Source organism: Streptomyces sp. NPDC031100 (assembly GCF_055570785.1).
This window is the reverse complement of record NZ_JBVIGN010000001.1, coordinates 259,795-277,323: the sequence shown is the minus strand read 5'-3', so window position 1 is coordinate 277,323 and position 17,529 is coordinate 259,795. Positions and strand designations below refer to the sequence as shown.

Genomic DNA, 17,529 nt, shown 5'->3' with positions numbered 1-17,529 from the left:
CGTCCGGGAGGGAGGCCGGAATGCGCCGCAAGGCAAGCCTGGTCCTGCTCGCCTGCGCCGTGTTCTTCGCGGCGCTGTCCCCGCTGATGCGCTGGTACGCCTTCCCGCGCCTGGCCAGGATCCCCGCGAACCAGTACCAGGACATGGTCCTGGAGGCCAAGGGCGCCACTCTCCTCGACTACGGGACGATGCGCGCGAAGAAGGTCTCCGCGGTGACCATCGTGCAGACCCTCAAGGGCGACGTGGAGGCCGCGAAGAGGATCGAGAAGACGGCCGGCCGCCCCGTCGTGGTCTGGGACAGCCTGTCCTACGTCCAGGGCCCCGACGGCAAGATGGTCTCCCGGATCCCCGAGCGCTACATCTTCGACGCCCACAGTCAGGACCCCGTCCACGCCACCGGCGAGTCGGTCGACGGCGACCCGGTCAAACGGGACGGCATCGAGTTCAAGTGGCCCTTCCTCACCCAGAAGCGCGACTACGAGTACTTCGACGCGCAGACGCGCACCACCAGCCCCATCCACTACAAGGGCACCCAGACCTTCCGCGGCCTGAAGGTCTACTACTTCGAACAGACCATCCCCTGGACCAAGGTCCCCATGCCCAAGACCATGCCGGTCCAGGGCATCACCCCCGAGTCGGTGGCCAAGACCGGCACCACCCGCTGGTACACCACCGTCCGGAAGTTCTGGGTCGAACCCGTCACCGGAGCGCCCGTCTACGGCGAGGAGATCCACAAGGAGGAGCTGCGCGGCGGCACCCTGCTCGGCGACCGCGCCAAGGTGACGGCGTTCGCGGGGCACGTGAAGATGCGCGAGGACTACATCGAGCACACGGTCGCCCTGGTCAAGCACAACCGCACCCTGGTGCTGACGCTCACCTCGTACCTGCCCTGGGGCTTGCTGATCCTCGGCGTCCTGCTCCTCGCGCTCTCCCTCTGCCTGGAGGCACGCGGCCGCCGCCCGGAGGACCCGGCGACCGCCCGGGCGGCGGAACCCGAACCGGTCAGCGCCTGAGCCGCGCGTTGGTGTGCCGGGTGGGCTCGGCGGTCGCCGGGTCCTCCGGCCACGGATGCTTCGGATACCGCCCGCGCAGCTCCGCACGCACGCCCTTGTAGCCGTCCTTCCAGAAGGACGCGAGATCGGCCGTGACGGCGGCGGGCCGCCCGGCGGGGGACAGGAGATGCACGAGCAGCGGCACCCCCGCCACGGCCGGGGTCTCCTCCCACCCGAACATCTCCTGCAGCTTCACCGCGAGGACGGGCCGCTCCGGGTCCCCGTAGTCGATCCGGATTCTGGACCCACTCGGTACGGCGATCCGTTCCGGCGCCAGCTCGTCCAGCCGGGCGGCCTCCCCGCTCGCCCAGGGCAGCAGCCGCGCGAGCGCCTGCCCGGCGTCGATCCGCCCCAGGTCCGCCCGCCGCCGGGCCCGGCTCAGCTCGGGCTCCAGCCACTCGTCCACGCGCGCGTGCAGCGCCTCGTCCGACACGTCCGGCCACGGCTCGCCGAGGTGGGTGTGCACGAACGCCAGCCGCTGCCGCAGTACCTCGGCGTCCGGTGACCAGCGCAGCAGCCCGAGCCCCTCCTGCCTGAGCCCTGCGAGGAGAGCACCCCGTACGAGCCCGGGATCGACGTCCTTCAGGGGCCGTACGGCAAGCTCGATGGCCCCCAGCCGTTCGACACGCCGGGCTACGACATCCCCGTCGGCCCAGTGCACCTCGTCCCGCTCCTCGAGGAGCGCCCCCGCGGCGGCCCGCGCCACGTCCTCGTGGACGGCCGCACCGAGCCGCACGCGCGCGTGCCCCTTCCCGCCGGGCCGATCGGCGGCGGCGACGACGATCCAGGGCGCCCCGCGCAACGCCGACCCCTCGGACAGCTCGGCCCGAGTCCCGGAGGCCATGAGGTAGGACCCGCTGTCGAGCTTGGCGACACGCTCAGGGAACGCGAGAGCGGCGACGAGCCCGGTGAGCTTGTCGTCACCGGTGCGTGGCTCTACTTGAACGTCCACCTGTGACTGACGGTCATGGGTGGGCGGGTGGGAAAACTCCCCCGAGACGGCCCGCAGCCGCCGAACCTCGATCCGCCACCGCTCGCCGTAGGCGTCACCCCCACGCCGGGCACGCCGCAAAGCGCCAGCAAGATCATCCCCGTAATCCCGCGGCACTTCTTCAGCAAGCAGAGCAACGACCGAGGCACCCCCACCGGAGGTATCCAGCAGGGCCCGCCCCAGCCGAGGATGCACCCCCAACCGACCCAACCGCACACCGAGCTCCGTGGCCCGGCCGACGGAGTCCACCGCCCCCACCGCTGTCAGCGCGGAGCGCGCCGCCGCCATCGCCCCGCCCGGCGGCGGATCCAGCAACGCCAGCCCCGTGGCGTCCGGATCGCCCCAGCACGCCACCTGAAGGGCGAATGCGGTCAGGTCGGCCACCTTGATCTCCGGCGCCGGAAAAGCCGGCAGACGGACGTCCTCGGCCTCCGCCCAGCACCGGTACACCACGCCCGGCGCCTCACGCCCGGCCCGCCCCGCCCGCTGCCGTCCGGCCGCCCGCGACGCCCGTACCGTCGCCAGCCCGCTCAACCCGCGCGCGTGGTCCACACGCGGCTCCCGCGCCAGCCCCGAGTCGACCACCACCCGCACTCCGGGCACCGTCAGCGACGACTCCGCCACGGACGTCGCCAGCACCACCCGGCGCCGCTGCCCGGGTGCCAGCACCGCGTCCTGCACGGCGGCCGGCGCCCGCCCGTGCACCTGCAGCACGTCGACGTCACCCGGATCGCCCAGCTGCCCGGCCACGCGCGCGATCTCGCCCACGCCGGGCAGGAAACACAGCACGTCCCCCTCCCGCTCGGCCAGCGCCCGCCGCACCGTCGACGCCACATGCCCCAGCTGCGCCGGATCCACCCACATGCCGTGCGGCGGCCGTACCGGACGCGCGGGCGGCGCCCACACGACGTCCACGGGGTGCGCGACCCCCTCGGCCTCGACCACCGGGGCATCGCCGAGCAGCCGCGCCCAGCCCTGCGCGTCGGTGGTCGCCGAGGCGGCCACCAGCCGCACCTCCGGCCGCAGCGTCTGCCGTACGTCCCACAGGAACGCGGCCGCCGTGTCGGCGTCCAGATGCCGCTCGTGGCACTCGTCGAGCACCACCACGTCGACACCCGCCAGCTCCTGGTCGCGCTGCAGCCGCTGCACCAGCACACCGGTGGTCACGACCTCCACGCGCGTGTGCCGCCCCACGAGCCGCTCGCCGCGCACCGTGTGGCCGACGCTCTCGCCGGGCTTCTCGCCCAGCAGCCACGCCATCCGCCGGGCCGCCGCCCGTGCCGCGATCCGCCGCGGCTCGGCCACCACGACCCGCCGGGCCGGACCGCCTCCGACCAGCCCCGCCAGCACCAGCGGCACCAGCGTCGTCTTGCCGGTGCCGGGCGGCGCCACCAGTACGGCCGTGCCGTGCTCCTCCAGGGCGTCGCTCAGCGCGGGCAGGGCGGCACGGACGGGCAGCGCGTCCAGGGCGTCGTAACGGATCACGCCCCTAGTGTCGTACGACCGTGAAAGCGCCCTTCACGCGCGCGTGCGCAGAAGTCGTACGCGCAAGTAAGGGCCGCTCAGTCCCGCTCGCAGACGAAGATCGCCGTACCCGGTATGAGGTTTCCGCGCAGCGGGGACCAGCCGCCCCACTCCGTGGTGTTCCAGGCCGGCCACTCCGGCTCCACGAGGTCCACCAGACGCAATCCCGAGGCCGCGATGTCCCGGACGCGGTCGCCGAGCGTCCTGTGGTGCTCGACGTACACCGCACGACCCTCGTCGTCCTGCTCCACGTAGGGCGTGCGGTCGAAGTAGGACGAGGACACCGACAGACCCTCGGGGCCGGGCTCGTCCGGGAACGCCCAGCGGATCGGATGCGTCACCGAGAAGACGAACCGGCCGCCCGGCCGCAGCACCCGGCGCACCTCGCGCAGCACCAGCCGCGGATCGGCGACGAACGGCAGCGCCCCGTACGCGGAGCACGCCAGGTCGAAGGAGGCGTCCGCGAAGGGCAGCGCGCTGGCGTCGGCACAGACCAGCGGAAACGATCCGCCGATGCGCAGGGCGTGCTGCAGCTGGCGGTGCGAGAGGTCCAGTGCCACCGGACGGGCGCCCTGGGCGGCCAGCCAGCGCGAGCACTGCGCTGCGCCCGCCCCGATCTCCAGGACCTCCTTGCCCTTCAGGTCCTCCGGCGGGCCGAGCAGCTCGGCCTCCACCTCGTCCAGGCCCTCCGGGCCCCACACAAAGCGGTCGTCACCGAGAAACGTGCCGTGCTCGATCTGGTACTCGTCCGCGTTGCGGTCCCACCAGCCCCGGTTGGCCCGGCTGCTCTCCGCGACGCCGGCCTCACGCCGGGTTGCTTCCGGCTCGAACCCCTCGGGGTCGAGCGCTTCGGACTCTTGGATGATCGGCTCCCTCGTCGTACTCTTCCGTGCAACCCGCCTGGGCGAGTGCGTCACGGAAGGGGTCCCACGGCCCTGCGTGGCCTCCTGGGACGATTCTTGTGCCGGGTATGCGGCGATCCGCCCCGGGTGTGCGCCTTCGCGCATTGACCCTGTCCGGCTGCCCCCGTATGCTACAAGTTGCGCTGCGGGCCTGCGCACCTCAGACGTAGCAGGCTGCGCTCGCATCTGTTGTATGTCCCCTCGGTTCTCGAGGCGCCATCACCAGTTCTCTGGTGGGGCGCTTCCTTGGCTGTCCGGCTTCTGCAGAGCGAAACGGGCTCCCGGCGTAAGCAGTACCTACGACTTCAATGTCCGTACCGGAGCCCTTTCCCACATGACGAGCAGCACCGAGACCACCGCCACCACCCCGCAGGTTGCGGTCAACGACATCGGTAACGAGGAAGCCTTCCTCGCAGCGATCGACGAGACGATCAAGTACTTCAACGACGGCGACATCGTCGACGGCGTCATCGTGAAGGTCGACCGGGACGAGGTCCTGCTCGACATCGGTTACAAGACCGAAGGTGTCATCCCGAGCCGCGAGCTCTCGATCAAGCACGACGTTGACCCGAACGAGGTCGTGGCCGTCGGCGACGAGATCGAGGCCCTGGTCCTCCAGAAGGAGGACAAGGAAGGCCGCCTGATCCTCTCGAAGAAGCGCGCCCAGTACGAGCGTGCCTGGGGCACCATCGAGAAGATCAAGGAAGAGGACGGCATCGTCACCGGTACCGTCATCGAGGTCGTCAAGGGTGGTCTCATCCTCGACATCGGCCTCCGCGGCTTCCTCCCGGCCTCCCTGGTCGAGATGCGCCGCGTCCGCGACCTCCAGCCCTACGTGGGCAAGGAGCTCGAGGCGAAGATCATCGAGCTGGACAAGAACCGCAACAACGTGGTCCTGTCCCGTCGCGCCTGGCTGGAGCAGACCCAGTCCGAGGTCCGCCAGACGTTCCTCACGACCCTCCAGAAGGGTCAGGTCCGCTCCGGTGTGGTCTCCTCGATCGTCAACTTCGGTGCCTTCGTGGACCTGGGTGGCGTCGACGGTCTGGTCCACGTCTCCGAGCTGTCCTGGAAGCACATCGACCACCCGTCCGAGGTCGTCGAGGTCGGCCAGGAGGTCACCGTCGAGGTCCTCGACGTCGACATGGACCGCGAGCGCGTCTCCCTGTCGCTGAAGGCGACCCAGGAAGACCCGTGGCAGCAGTTCGCCCGGACCCACCAGATCGGTCAGGTCGTCCCGGGTAAGGTCACCAAGCTCGTTCCGTTCGGTGCGTTCGTCCGCGTGGACGAGGGCATCGAGGGTCTGGTCCACATCTCCGAGCTGGCCGAGCGCCACGTGGAGATCCCGGAGCAGGTCGTCCAGGTCAACGACGAGATCTTCGTCAAGGTCATCGACATCGACCTCGAGCGTCGTCGCATCAGCCTCTCGCTGAAGCAGGCCAACGAGTCCTTCGGTGCCGACCCGGCCTCGGTCGAGTTCGACCCGACCCTGTACGGCATGGCCGCGTCCTACGACGACCAGGGCAACTACATCTACCCCGAGGGCTTCGACCCCGAGACCAACGACTGGCTCGAGGGCTACGAGAAGCAGCGCGAGGAGTGGGAGCGCCAGTACGCCGAGGCGCAGGCCCGCTTCGAGCAGCACCAGCAGCAGGTCATCAAGTCCCGCGAGGCCGACGCGGCGGCTGCCGCCGAGGGTGGCGAGGCTGCGGCTCCGGCCGCGACCGGCGGTTCGTACTCCTCCGAGGGCGCGGACACCTCCGGTGCGCTGGCCTCGGACGAGGCGCTTGCCGCTCTCCGCGAGAAGCTGGCCGGCGGCCAGAGCTGAGCTCTGTCACCGAGCTGAGGGTTAGCCCCTAGCTTTGAGGGCCCGTACCTTTCGAGGTGCGGGCCCTCAAACTTTTCGGGGGAACTGCTGGTCATCGGTTGAGTGCCGGCCGTCTGCGGCTGGTCGCGCCCCGCGACGGAGCCGCTGATCGATGCAGCCCCGCGCCCCTCAGGGCGTCACCTGGACGTTGGTCAGTCCCTTGCCGCCCGTCACCGTGTTCGTGCCGTAGACCGTCGTCCTGCAGCTCGTGCTGTAGTTGGTGACGTCGATCGCCAGCTGGGTGGAGCCGGTGGCGCCAGTCAAAGTTGACTTGTTGTTCTTGAAGACCGTGCCGCAGCCCCAGCCGGACTGCTGGGTGTGGGTCTGGTAGCCGTCGTTGCTAGTGTTCCTGCCGGTGTTGTCCTGGACGAGGACGTTGCTGCCCTTCACGTCGACCCAGGAGTCGTCGTAGTTGGCGCCGGTCAGCCCACTGCCGTCGAAGGTGTTCCCGACGATCTGCGCGCCCGTCGTGCCCTCCTTGATGTCGACGTTCTCGCCGCCGACGCCGGGGCCGATCGTGTTGTTCAGGATCTGGATGCGGTCGCTCTTGTCGGACAGCGTGTTCGCGGTCCCCACGTACACGCCCTCGCCCATGCCGCGGCCGTCGTGCCCGGTGTCGTAGATCTTCGAGTTCCTGATCACGCCGTCCGTGCTGGAGTTGCGGAAGTGCACGCCCTCCATGTCGAGGTCGTGGACCGTCACGCCGTCCACCACGACACCCTTGGCCGTGTCGATCATGATGCCCTTCTGGCCGCCGGTCACGGTCAGCCCGCTGACCGTCCAGTAGGACGCGCCGTTCAGGTGCAGGCCGTAGCCGCCGCTCGCGGTGAGTACGGCTTTCGGGGAGCCGGTGAGGGTGATGCGGGAGGCGGCTGCGGCCGGCGTCGTCGCCTTGAAGTTGCCGGTGTACGTGCCGTCCGCGAGGTGGATCGTGTCGCCCGGCTTGGCGCTGCCGAGCGCCGTCTTGAGCTGGGCCGCGGTGCCGACCTCGATGGTCGAGGCGGCCGGGGCCGGGCTCGCGCCGAGAAGCAGGCCGCCGGTGGCGGCGGTCGCGGCGAGCAGGGAGGTGAGCAGCGTACGCGTGCGCATGGGTGCCTCCTGTCGAGCGGACACTCGGATCACTTGATCTCATACATGAACCATGTACGTCATTGTGAACCTGGATTCTTCGTGAAGGTACGGACCAGCTGACGGGGCGTCAAGGTGTGCGGCGCGCGGTGCCTGACCGGCTGCCCGATGCGGGAATGCCCACGCCCCAGGGCGCGTTGTCGAGAAAGAACACGAGGAGGAGCGGTCACAGTGCTTGATCCGCAGGGTTTGTACGCATGGGAGCCGAAGGGCCTGGCCGTCGTCGACATGGCCCTCGCCCAGGAGTCGGCCGGACTTGTCATGCTCTACCACTTCGACGGATACATCGACGCGGGCGAGACCGGCGACCAGATCGTCGACCGGCTCCTCGACTCACTGCCCCACCAGGTCGTGGCCCGCTTCGACCACGACCGGCTCGTGGACTACCGGGCCCGCCGCCCGCTGCTGACGTTCAAGCGCGACCGCTGGGACGACTACGAGGAGCCGGCCATCGAGGTCCGCCTCGTCCAGGACACCACCGGCGCCCCCTTCCTGCTGCTGTCCGGGCCCGAACCGGACGTCGAATGGGAGCGGTTCGCGGCCGCCGTCCGGCAGATCGTGGAGCGGCTCGGCGTCCGCCTGTCCGTGAACTTCCACGGCATCCCCATGGGCGTCCCCCACACCCGCCCGGTGGGACTCACCCCGCACGGCAACCGCACCGACCTGGTCCCCGGTCACCGCAGCCCCTTCGAGGAGGCCCAGGTGCCCGGCAGCGCCGAGTCGCTGCTGGAGTACCGCCTCATGCAGGCCGGACACGACGTGCTGGGCGTCGCCGCGCACGTCCCGCACTACATCGCACGCTCCGCCTACCCGGACGCGGCCCTGACCGTCCTGGAGGCCGTCACGGCCGCCACCGGCCTGGTCCTCCCGGGTGTCGCGCACGCCCTGCGCACGGACGCGCACCGCACGCAGACCGAGATCGACCGCCAGATCCAGGAGGGCGACGAGGAGTTGACCGCGCTCGTCCAGGGTCTGGAGCACCAGTACGACGCGGCCGCGGGCGCCGAGACGCGGGGCAACATGCTCGCCGAAACGGTCGAGATTCCGTCCGCCGACGAGATCGGCAGGGAGTTCGAGCGGTTCCTGGCCGAGCGTGAGGGCGACATCTGACCAGGGCCTGCCCGGCGGATCAGGCGCCCCTGAGGCGGTCGCCCGTCCTCCGGGCCGACGCCGGGGGTGGCCTTGTCAGTGGCAGGGCCTAAGCTTCCGCTCATGCTGAAAGTGGGCCTGACCGGCGGCATCGGCGCCGGCAAGAGCGAGGTGTCGCGACTGCTCGTGGAGCACGGGGCCGTGCTGATCGACGCCGACCGCATCGCGCGCGAGGTCGTTGCGCCCGGGACGCCCGGACTCGCGGCCGTGGTCGAGGCCTTCGGCGAGGACGTCCTCGCCCCGGACGGCAGCCTGGACCGCCCCAGACTCGGCGCCATCGTCTTCGCCGATCCCGAGAGGCTGGCCGTCCTCAACTCGATCGTGCATCCCCTGGTGGGCGCCCGCTCCCGCGAGCTGGAGAGCGCCGCGGCCGAGGACGCCGTCGTCATCCACGACGTGCCGCTCCTCACCGAGAACGGCCTGGCGCCGCTGTACGACGTGGTGGTCGTCGTCGACGCGAGCCCCGAGACCCAGCTCGACCGGCTGGTCAGGCTGCGCGGGATGACGGAGGAGGACGCACGCGCGCGCATGGCCGCGCAGGCGACACGCGAGCAACGCAGAGAGATCGCGGACATCGTGATCGACAACGACGTGCCCCTGGACGCGTTGCACAAGCGCGTGGCGGAGGTCTGGGACGACCTCGTGCGCCGGGCGCGCGAAGGCGGGGCGACATCCGGGGACGGGCGGCCGCGCGAGGTCGGCTCGGAATAGCAGCCCGTGTCAGCGCGTTGAACCGCCGCAGTGAGGGAAGGACTTTGCCGTGCCCGAGACCAGCGGTTCGACCGGACGTACGCCGGAGACGCATGTCATCGACTTCCGTGCGGCCGAGCAACTGCTCAACGCGCGGGATCCGCAGGGTGCGGTGAAGCTGCTGGACGGCGTCATCGCCGCGCACCCCGAGAACACCGCGGCCCGGCTGCTACGCGCGCGTGCATTCTTCGCGGCCGCGCAACTGCGGCCCGCCGAGCTGGAGTTCACCATCGTGCTCGAGCGTGAGCCGGACAACGCGTTCGCCCACTTCGCGCTCGCCCGCACCTACGAGCGCCAGGGCCGCGCCGACCAGGCCAAGCGTCACTTCCGGCTCGCCGCAGCGCTCGACCCCAATCCGCAGTACCTGAAGGCGGCCCGCTTCGACTCCTGACCCGGGCCTGCCCCCAGACCGGGGTCACGGATGGCGGTGCCGCGTCGGACGCGGGTACGGCGGACCGTTCTCCGGTGGCCGGTACGGCGGGATGTTCCGGCCGGGCTGGAAGTGCGGGCCCTGCCGGATGTGCCTGAGGATCATGGTCATGTCGATGGTGGCCACCAGCCACAGCACCCCGCAGGCGGCCGCCCAGCCGGGGCGCCCGACGAGCGAGAACGCCGCCGTACCGAAGATCGCCCAGACCAGCCCCCACAGGCTCAGCCAGAAGCGCGCCCGCAGCGCACTGCGCGCGGTCGCCGGCTCACTGCCCGTACGCATGGGATCACCACTCCTCTTTGCAACGTACTCTCCGTGGGGGACGTTCATCAACGTGCGCCGAAGGGGGACGCGCCGTGCTGCCGGACGCCGACGACCTGCCCGAACTGCTCCTCGACCTGGCCGTACCGCACGAGGACATCAACGAACTGGTCGCGCTGCGGCGCATGGTGACGGGCGACCCGGGCGCACGGCGCCTCCTCGAGGAGTGCGTCGAGGAGCTGCTCCGGGACCTGGGGGAGACGGAGCACACACCGGACCTTGGCGAGCTGCTCGCATCCGCTCCGCCCGCGCTGAACGGCCTCCTCGCCGTGTACGTCTTCGTCGCAGCGGTCCCACACACCCTCGGTTATCACCGGGAACGCGGCATCCCGTCCGAGATCTCCCGGCGCACCCTGGCCGACCTGGGCCGGCACATGGCGGTGCACCGCAGACAGCACGGCAGGGGCGGGGTGCAGTCGCCGCGCTGGCTCGCCCATCACTTCCGCGGGGAGCTGTACCAGCTGGGACGGCTGCAGTACGAGCGGGCGCGGCTCGGGCAGCGCACCGCGCCGGTGATCGCCGCGGCCGGCCTGGACGCGGCACCCGGCACGCGCTGCCTGAACCTGCACATCCCCGACTTCCACGGACCGCTCACCCCGTCCGCCTGCGACCATTCCCTGGCGCTGGCCCGGGAGTTCTTCGACCTGTACTTCCCCGAAGAGCACCCCGAGGCCGTGCTCTGCCATTCCTGGCTGCTCGACCCCCAGCTGAAGCGGTACCTGCCCGCGCAGTCCAACATCGTCCGCTTCCAGGAACGGTTCCGCGTCGCCCGCGAGGACACCGAACCGGCCGACACCGAGCCCGTCCAGTTCGTGTTCGGGGACCCGGACCTCCCGGTCGTCCAGCTGCCGCGACGCACCTCCGTGGAGCGGGCCGTCGGCGACCATCTGCGGGCCGGAGGCCACTGGTACATCGGACACGGATGGTTCCCGTTCCGGGGCAGATGACTCGAACGAGTGAACCGTAGCCGGGTGGGAACGGCCGTACGGAGGCCGCCCGTTGTTCGGGCATGACGGTCGAGATGCGTGAGGGATACGAGGGAACAGGACCGGGTGCGATCACCCCGGACGGCTGCGCGGTCGAGCTGTACGCGCGGCTCCCGGTGGGCGACGAGCCCGACATCATCGCGGGGGCCGCACCCGCCGGGGCCCACATCCTGGAGCTGGGCAGCGGAGTGGGCCGGGTGACCCACGCCCTCCTGGAGCGCGGCTTCACGGTCACGGCGGTGGACGAGTCCGCCGAGATGCTCACCCGCGTCCGCGGAGCGCGCACGATATGCGGCCCGATCGAGGATCTGGACCTGGGCGAGAGGTTCGACGTGGTGATGCTCGCGTCCTTCCTCGTGCACACCGGTGACGTCGAGGTGCGCCGGGGCATGCTGCGCGCCTGCGCCCGGCATGTGGCGGAGGGCGGCTGCGTGCTCATCCAGCGGGAGGGCCAGGACTATCACACGAACGTGCCGAGAGAGCGGGTCGACCCGAGCGGCTTCACCGTGCGGATCGCGTCGTCGGAGCCGGTCGGCGACGGGGTGCGCTCGGTGCGCGCCGAGTACGTCTTCCCGGACGCGGGCTGGACGCAGACCTTCCTGGCCCGGCCCCTGACCACGGAACAGTTCGAAGAGGCGCTGGCGGAGGCGGGACTGGAGGTGGACGCGTATCTGACCCCGGACGGGACATGGGTGAGGGCGATGCCAGTGACGTGAAGACCGATGAGTTCTCGGGCCACGGCCGGTCTATCCAGGTGACAGCAATCGGGACCGCTTCACCCAGGAGACCCCCATGTCCGAGACCACCGCCCCCATCACTTCCGCTCCTTCCACGTCGTCCGCCGCTTCCGGGACCGCTCGCGGTCGCCTCGCCAGGACAGCGCTGCGCACGGTGCAGGTGCTGCTCGCCCTCTTCTACGGGATCGCGAGCGCGCTGCCCAAGCTGATCGCGCACCCGTCGGCCGTCGAATCCTTCGACAAGATCGGCTGGGGCAGCGCGGGCATGTACACCATCGGCGCGCTCGAACTGGCCGGCGCGATCGCGCTGTTGGTCCCGGTTCTGCAGTCGGTGGCAGCGGTGGCGCTGAGTGCGCTCATGGTGGGCGCGTTCATCGTCCAGCTCACCGTCTTCGACGGTCAGTACGCGGCGACTCCGCTCATCCTGATCGTGCCGCTCATCGTGATCGCCTGGGCCCGTCGCGGGCACAACGCGGAACTGCTTCGGCTGGTGCAGCGGGCGGGCCGACGGGCGTGACCTCTGCGGGACACCGTCGGTGACGTCGGCCGGGGCGCGGGGGCCTGGCCGGCGTCATCGGAGCGCGCAGAAACTGGGGCCCGACGACCTGGTGGCCGGGGCGAGGCCGACGTAGGAGGCGAGGTGGGCGGCGGTGGGGAGGCTGGTGCCGTCGCTGACGGTGACCGGCAGCATGGCGGCGGTCCTGACCGCGACCCCCGGAGAACATCACGTGGGGGGGGGAGGGATCCCCATGGGTGACTGGCTCAGCGCCCCCGAGGACGTCCGCCGGACGCACCGGACGCACCGGACGCACCGGACCCACCGAATCCACCCGCTCCGCCGAGCCCGTTCAGTGCGCGCAGTCGTTCCAGCTCGCGGCGGTCCCGCTTGGTGGGGCGGCCGGTGCCGCGGTCGCGGAGGCCGGCAGGGGCCACGGCCTCGCGGGGCGGGGGAGGAGGGGAGTTGTCGATGTAGCACTGGGCGGCCACCGGCGCGCCGACGCGCTTGCGGATCAGCCGTTTGACGATCACGACGCGCTCCCGGCCCTCGTGCCGCAGGCGCACCTCATCGCCGATGCGTACGGAGTAGGCGGGCTTCACCCGCTCGCCGTTGACGTGGACGTGCCCGCCACGGCAGGCGGTGGCGCCCAGGGAGCGGGTCTTGATCAGACGGACGGCCCAGATCCAGCTGTCGATCCGTACCGTCTCGCCGTTCGCCGGCCCGGCGGCCTCGGCGGCGGCCACCGCGGCGGCGACCTTGGGGTCGAGCGGCGCGGCGTCGGAGGCTTCGGGACCCTTGGCGTCCTGGGCGTCCTGGGCGGGAGCCGGTCCGCCTGGTCCGCCGTTGTCACGGTGCACGTTCTCGTCCGCATCCTCGGAAGCCATGTCCCGACCTTAACGCGCCGGGCCGGGTGAGTCGGAGGCGTTTTCCGGGGGGACGGGGACGAGGACGGGCACGTACCGCTTTCGGGGGGGAACGGGGAAGCACCGCCGGTGTCCCATCGAGTCTCTCCCGGCCAGAGCCTCCCCGACCGGCCCGCTCCCTCGGCCCGCTCCCTCGGCCCCCTCTCTCCAGGGCACGGTCAGGGTGACCTCCTCCGGCAGGGGCTCGGCGTCATCGTCACCTGGGTGTCCCCCGATCGCCTGGGACATTCACACCCGCCGGCCAGGCATACCGTGGCGGTATGGACGACAGCAGCGCGCTCGCTCGGCTCGACCGGCATGTCGCCGCGTGCCGGGCCTGCCCCCGGCTGGTCGAGTGGCGTGAGGAGGTGGCCCGGACCAAGCGGGCCGCGTTCGCCGACTGGACCTACTGGGGCCGCCCGGTGCCCGGCTTCGGCCCGGCCGATGCGCGCCTGGTGATCATCGGGCTGGCCCCGGCTGCGCACGGCGGCAACCGTACGGGCCGGATGTTCACCGGTGACCGTTCCGGGGACGTGCTCTACCAGGCGCTGTACGACGTGGGGCTCGCCTCGCAGCCCACCTCCGTGCGCGCCGACGACGGCCTGGAACTGTACGGCGTCCGTGTCACCGCGCCCGTGCACTGCGCCCCGCCCGCCAACAAGCCCACCCCGGGCGAGCGGGACACCTGCCGGCCCTGGCTGGTCCAGGAGCTGAAGCTGTTGCGCCCGACGCTCAGGGCGGCCGTGGTGCTCGGTGCCTTCGGCTGGCAGGCGGCGCTGCCCGCGTTCGCGGAGGCCGGCTGGCCCGTACCCCGGCCCCGTCCCGTCTTCGCCCACGGCACCCGGGTCGCCCTGGGCGGTCTGGACGTCTTCGGCTGCTTCCATGTAAGCCAGCGCAACACCTTCACCGGCCGGCTCACCCCCGAGATGCTGCGCGAGGTGCTGCGCACAGCGTCCGACGCGGCCGGGCTGCCATAGGGCCTCTCCTTCGGATCATGCCGGGATCGCGGGGTCTGGCATCCCCATCCACTGCCTCAAGGGCGCGGGGGCACCCCCATCGCCCCCGACCGGTAGGCCAGAAGGCCCGTCGCCCGGAGCCGGCCTGATCCGAAAGAGAGGCCCGAGCGGTCGCTCAGCCACCCTCGTCAGGGTCGGTTCCGAACAGGTGGCGTGCCGTCGAGCGGTAGTTGGCGCGGACGTGGTCGAGTGCGCGGGTGCGGGCGCGGTCCGGGTCGCCGGAGGCGATGGCCTCGTACAACTCACGGTGTTCGTCGAGGAGTTGGGGCCACTCTTCGTTCTGTCGGGTGAGCCAGCGCAGTCGGCCGTCGACCGGTTCCATGACGGAGATCAGCAGGCTGTTGCCGGCCAGGGCCAGGATGCGGTCGTGGAAGCGGGTGTTGATGTCCGTGATCGCCTCGGCGTCCCCCTCCTTCGTCGCCGTCGCGGCCTCGGACAGCAGCCCCCGCAGCTCCGCCAGTGCCTCGGGTGTCGCCCGTGCCGCGGCCAGTCCCGCCGCATACACCTCCAACGCCTCGCGCAGCTCGAAGAGTTCCTTCACATCGGTCGGGGTGAGCCGTCGTACGACCGTGCGGCGTGCCGACTCGAAGAGGACGAAGCCCTCGGCGACCAGGGCGCGGATCGCCTCCCGGACCGGCACCCGCGAGACGCCGAACCGTTCGGCCAGTTCCCGTTCGACGAGCCGGTCGCCCGGACCGAGGCGCCCCGCGATGATGTCCTGCCGCAGGGTCGCCAGGACCCGTTCGCGCACCGCACCGAGGGGTTCGGTCTTCGTCGTCGTGGGGCTCATGGGGCCATCTTCGCCGACCCGACGGCGCTTTTACGGAGAAGTAACGGGGACGACATCGGTCCGAACGCTTGACGGCGGGACCATACAGCAGTTTGGTATACCAAATCCGCTCGCCCGGCATCCCCGTCCGGCATCCAAGGCCAGCAGCCGCCCTCCTCCGTCCCCTCGCCCAAGGAGGCCCCGTGTCCCTCGCCGACCGCGCCGAAGCCACCGACGCCCCAGCGTTCGTCCCCGACCCCCGCCTCACCAACGAGGACCTCGCCCCCGCCGAGCAGCGGAACTGGAAGGTCTTCGACCTGTTCGCCATGTGGATGTCCGACGTCCACAACCTAGGCAACTACACCTTCGCCGCCGGTCTGCTGGTCCTCGGCATGAACGTCTGGCAGGTCTTCACCTCCCTGCTCGTCGGCTTCGTGCTCATCTACGTCGGCATGAACTGGATGGGCAGGATCGGCCAGCGTCACGGCGTCCCCTTCCCCGTCGTCAGCCGCATCAGCTTCGGCGTCTGGGGCGCCAACATCCCGGCCCTGATCCGGGCCGTGATCGCCATCATGTGGTACGGCATCCAGACCTATCTGGCCTCCGTCGCCGTCAACGTGATGCTGCTGGCGGCCTGGCCGGGCCTGGAGTCCCTCACCCACAGTTCCTTCCTCGGCCTGGACGCCCTCGGCTGGATCTCCTTCGTCTCCCTCTGGCTGATCCAAGCCCTGATCATCAGTCAGGGCATGGAATCGGTACGGAAGTTCCAGGACTTCTGCGGTCCGGCGATCTGGCTGGTGATGATCGCGCTGGCGGTATGGGTCCTGGCCAAGGCCCACTGGAGCATCTCGCTCACCTCCACCCCGCACCCGGTCTCCGTCGGCGAGCAGTGGCGGCAGTGGTTCGGTGCGATCGGCCTGATCCTCGCGACCTACGGCACGCTGATGCTCAACTTCTGCGACTTCTCCCGCTTCGCACCCGACTACAAGACGGTCCGGCGTGGCAACTTCTGGGGCCTGCCCATCAACTCCACCGCCTTCGTCGTCGTCTCCGTCATCGTCACCGCGGGCTCGCTGGAGGTCTGGGGCGAGGCGATCACGGACCCGGCGGAGCTGGTCGCCAAGGTCGGCACCACCTGGGTGCTGGTGGTGGCCGCGCTGACGTTCGCCGTGGCCACCATGGGCGTCAACATCGTCGCCAACTTCGTCTCACCGGCGTACGACCTCGCCAACGTCTGGCCGCAGAAGATCACCTTCAAGGTCGGCGGCATGATCAGCACGGTGGCGGCCCTGGTCGTCACGCCCTGGAACCTGTTCTCCAACCCGACCGTGGTCAACTACTTCCTCGGCGGCCTCGGCGCCTTCCTGGGCCCGCTGTTCGGCGTGATCATGGTCGACTACTACGCGGTCAAGCGCGGCCGGGTGAACGTGGATGAACTCTTCGACGCCACCCCCGGCTCCCGCTACCACTACCGCAAGGGCGTCAACCCCAAGGCCCTGTGGGCGTTCCTGCCCTCGGCCGCGGTCGCCGCGGTGCTGGCACTGGTCAAGACCTTCAGTGACGTGGCGCCGTACTCCTGGTTCATCGGCACGGCGCTGGCCGCCGGGCTGTACGCGGTGCTGTGCCGCGGCGAGCGTTCTGCGCAGGAGGTCTGACGGACGTGCGGATCGTCGTCACCAACTGCAACACCACGCAGGAGATGACCGAGGAGATCGTCCGAGGTGCCCGGGCCGCCGCAGGCCCGGGCACCGCCGTGACCGGGCTGACCCCCGCGTGGGGTCCCGAGTCGGCGGAAGGCTGGCTCGACAGCTACCTGTCGGCCGCCGCCGTCCTCGACGCGCTGCGCACCTACGACGGCCCGCCGTACGACGCCGTCGTCATGGCCGGGTTCGGCGAGCACGGCCGGGAAGGCGTCCGCGAGCTGGTGGACGTACCCGTCGTGGACATCACCGAGGCAGCGGCCCACCTCGCCTGTCTCCTCGGGCGGCGGTACGGCGTCGTCACCACCCTGGACCGGTCCCGCGGCCAGATCGAGGACAGCCTGGAGACCGCCGGTGTGGCCCGCAACTGCGCCGTCGTGATCGGAACCGGCCTCGGCGTCCTCGACCTCACCGACGACCCGGCCCGCACCGAGGCCGCCTTCCTCGCCGCGGCCGAACGGGCCCGCGAAGCCGGCGCCGAGGTCCTGGTGCTGGGCTGCGCCGGGATGACGGGTCTGCAGCGCGCGGTGGGGGAGAAGCTCGGGCTTCCCGTGGTCGACGGGGTCGGAGCGGCGATGAAACTGGCGGAGTCGCTGGTGTCCCTGGGCCTGACGACGAGCCGGGCGGGCGGCTATGCGCAGCCGTTGCCGAAGGGGAGGACGTGGGGGAGGCCGACGGGGTGAGGCGCACGCCTCAGGGCCGCCACATGGACCCTCTCAGGGTCGCCGTATGAACCTCTCAGACCCGCGCCACATGGCCCCCTTCAGGGGCCCGACACATGGACCCTTCAGGGCCACCCCGTGTACCCC

General features: G+C 70.9%; 17 protein-coding genes and 1 pseudogene. 11 read left to right on the top strand and 7 right to left on the bottom strand.

The genetic code is table 11. From position 1 onward, the window contains the following. Positions 1-20 precede the first annotated feature (20 nt). Complete coding sequence (pgfA, locus tag ACZ5DS_RS01295) at positions 21-1,013, top strand: cell envelope lipid trafficking protein PgfA (RefSeq protein ID WP_468232766.1); 993 nt, start codon at positions 21-23, stop codon at positions 1,011-1,013. Here the strand turns inward: pgfA and hrpB are convergent. Then, on the bottom strand, positions 1,003-3,528 hold the full coding sequence (gene hrpB, locus ACZ5DS_RS01290) for an ATP-dependent helicase HrpB (protein ID WP_468232764.1): 2,526 nt from the start codon (positions 3,526-3,528) through the stop codon (positions 1,003-1,005). The two genes, pgfA and hrpB, sit on opposite strands and share 11 nt — an antisense overlap. A gap of 77 nt (positions 3,529-3,605) precedes the next feature. Next, a complete protein-coding gene (locus ACZ5DS_RS01285) occupies positions 3,606-4,574 on the bottom strand; it encodes a class I SAM-dependent methyltransferase (RefSeq protein ID WP_468232762.1) in 969 nt (322 codons plus the stop codon). A 229-nt stretch (positions 4,575-4,803) separates the two neighbouring features. Between ACZ5DS_RS01285 and rpsA the strand changes: the two genes are divergently transcribed. Beyond that, positions 4,804-6,294, top strand: a complete 1,491-nt coding sequence (gene rpsA, locus ACZ5DS_RS01280) for a 30S ribosomal protein S1 (RefSeq protein WP_071375501.1) — start codon at positions 4,804-4,806, stop codon at positions 6,292-6,294. Between the two features lie 168 nt (positions 6,295-6,462). On the opposite strand, the gene ACZ5DS_RS01275 is transcribed toward rpsA, so the two are convergent. Further along, the gene (locus tag ACZ5DS_RS01275) at positions 6,463-7,422 is read right to left on the bottom strand and encodes a right-handed parallel beta-helix repeat-containing protein (protein WP_468232760.1); all 960 of its coding nucleotides are present in this window, start codon (positions 7,420-7,422) and stop codon (positions 6,463-6,465) included. Positions 7,423-7,632: 210 nt separating this feature from the next. On the opposite strand from ACZ5DS_RS01275, the gene ACZ5DS_RS01270 reads away from it, so the two are divergent. From ACZ5DS_RS01270 to ACZ5DS_RS01260, 3 genes are all read left to right on the top strand, one after another. Next, a complete protein-coding gene (locus ACZ5DS_RS01270; protein ID WP_468232758.1) occupies positions 7,633-8,571 on the top strand; it encodes a PAC2 family protein in 939 nt (312 codons plus the stop codon). Positions 8,572-8,673: 102 nt separating this feature from the next. Beyond that, on the top strand, positions 8,674-9,321 hold the full coding sequence (gene coaE, locus ACZ5DS_RS01265) for a dephospho-CoA kinase (RefSeq protein ID WP_468232756.1): 648 nt from the start codon (positions 8,674-8,676) through the stop codon (positions 9,319-9,321). A gap of 49 nt (positions 9,322-9,370) precedes the next feature. Then, on the top strand, positions 9,371-9,751 hold the full coding sequence (locus ACZ5DS_RS01260) for a tetratricopeptide repeat protein (protein ID WP_468232755.1): 381 nt from the start codon (positions 9,371-9,373) through the stop codon (positions 9,749-9,751). 24 nt (positions 9,752-9,775) lie between these two features. On the opposite strand, the gene ACZ5DS_RS01255 is transcribed toward ACZ5DS_RS01260, so the two are convergent. Continuing rightward, complete coding sequence (locus tag ACZ5DS_RS01255; protein WP_468232753.1) at positions 9,776-10,072, bottom strand: DUF6343 family protein; 297 nt, start codon at positions 10,070-10,072, stop codon at positions 9,776-9,778. 74 nt (positions 10,073-10,146) lie between these two features. Between ACZ5DS_RS01255 and ACZ5DS_RS01250 the strand changes: the two genes are divergently transcribed. The 3 genes from ACZ5DS_RS01250 (at position 10,147) to ACZ5DS_RS01240 (ending at position 12,351) form a co-directional block, all read left to right on the top strand. After that, positions 10,147-11,058 carry an acyltransferase domain-containing protein gene (locus tag ACZ5DS_RS01250; protein WP_468232752.1) on the top strand — a complete coding sequence of 304 codons (912 nt, stop codon included), beginning with the start codon at positions 10,147-10,149 and terminating at the stop codon, positions 11,056-11,058. 62 nt (positions 11,059-11,120) lie between these two features. Next, positions 11,121-11,813, top strand: coding sequence for a class I SAM-dependent methyltransferase (locus ACZ5DS_RS01245; protein ID WP_468232750.1), 693 nt, complete (start codon positions 11,121-11,123; stop codon positions 11,811-11,813). 76 nt (positions 11,814-11,889) lie between these two features. Continuing rightward, positions 11,890-12,351: a DoxX family protein gene (locus ACZ5DS_RS01240; RefSeq protein WP_468232748.1), complete on the top strand. Its 462-nt coding sequence runs from the start codon at positions 11,890-11,892 to the stop codon at positions 12,349-12,351. A gap of 72 nt (positions 12,352-12,423) precedes the next feature. On the opposite strand, the pseudogene ACZ5DS_RS01235 reads toward ACZ5DS_RS01240, so the two are convergent. Continuing rightward, positions 12,424-12,552: pseudogene (locus ACZ5DS_RS01235) on the bottom strand (transposase); the annotation flags it as partial. 44 nt (positions 12,553-12,596) lie between these two features. After that, positions 12,597-13,217, bottom strand: coding sequence for an RNA-binding S4 domain-containing protein (locus tag ACZ5DS_RS01230; protein WP_468232747.1), 621 nt, complete (start codon positions 13,215-13,217; stop codon positions 12,597-12,599). 299 nt (positions 13,218-13,516) lie between these two features. Here ACZ5DS_RS01230 and ACZ5DS_RS01225 point away from each other — a divergent pair, with 299 nt between their 5' ends. After that, positions 13,517-14,212 (top strand): uracil-DNA glycosylase, encoded by a 696-nt coding sequence (locus ACZ5DS_RS01225; RefSeq protein WP_468232745.1) that lies wholly within the window; start codon positions 13,517-13,519, stop codon positions 14,210-14,212. A gap of 154 nt (positions 14,213-14,366) precedes the next feature. On the opposite strand, the gene ACZ5DS_RS01220 is transcribed toward ACZ5DS_RS01225, so the two are convergent. After that, positions 14,367-15,041, bottom strand: a complete 675-nt coding sequence (locus ACZ5DS_RS01220; protein WP_468232744.1) for a GntR family transcriptional regulator — start codon at positions 15,039-15,041, stop codon at positions 14,367-14,369. A gap of 182 nt (positions 15,042-15,223) precedes the next feature. Here ACZ5DS_RS01220 and ACZ5DS_RS01215 point away from each other — a divergent pair, with 182 nt between their 5' ends. Next, the gene (locus ACZ5DS_RS01215; RefSeq protein WP_468232742.1) at positions 15,224-16,675 is read left to right on the top strand and encodes an NCS1 family nucleobase:cation symporter-1; all 1,452 of its coding nucleotides are present in this window, start codon (positions 15,224-15,226) and stop codon (positions 16,673-16,675) included. Positions 16,676-16,680: 5 nt separating this feature from the next. After that, positions 16,681-17,403 carry an aspartate/glutamate racemase family protein gene (locus ACZ5DS_RS01210; RefSeq protein ID WP_468232741.1) on the top strand — a complete coding sequence of 241 codons (723 nt, stop codon included), beginning with the start codon at positions 16,681-16,683 and terminating at the stop codon, positions 17,401-17,403. Positions 17,404-17,529 lie beyond the last annotated feature (126 nt).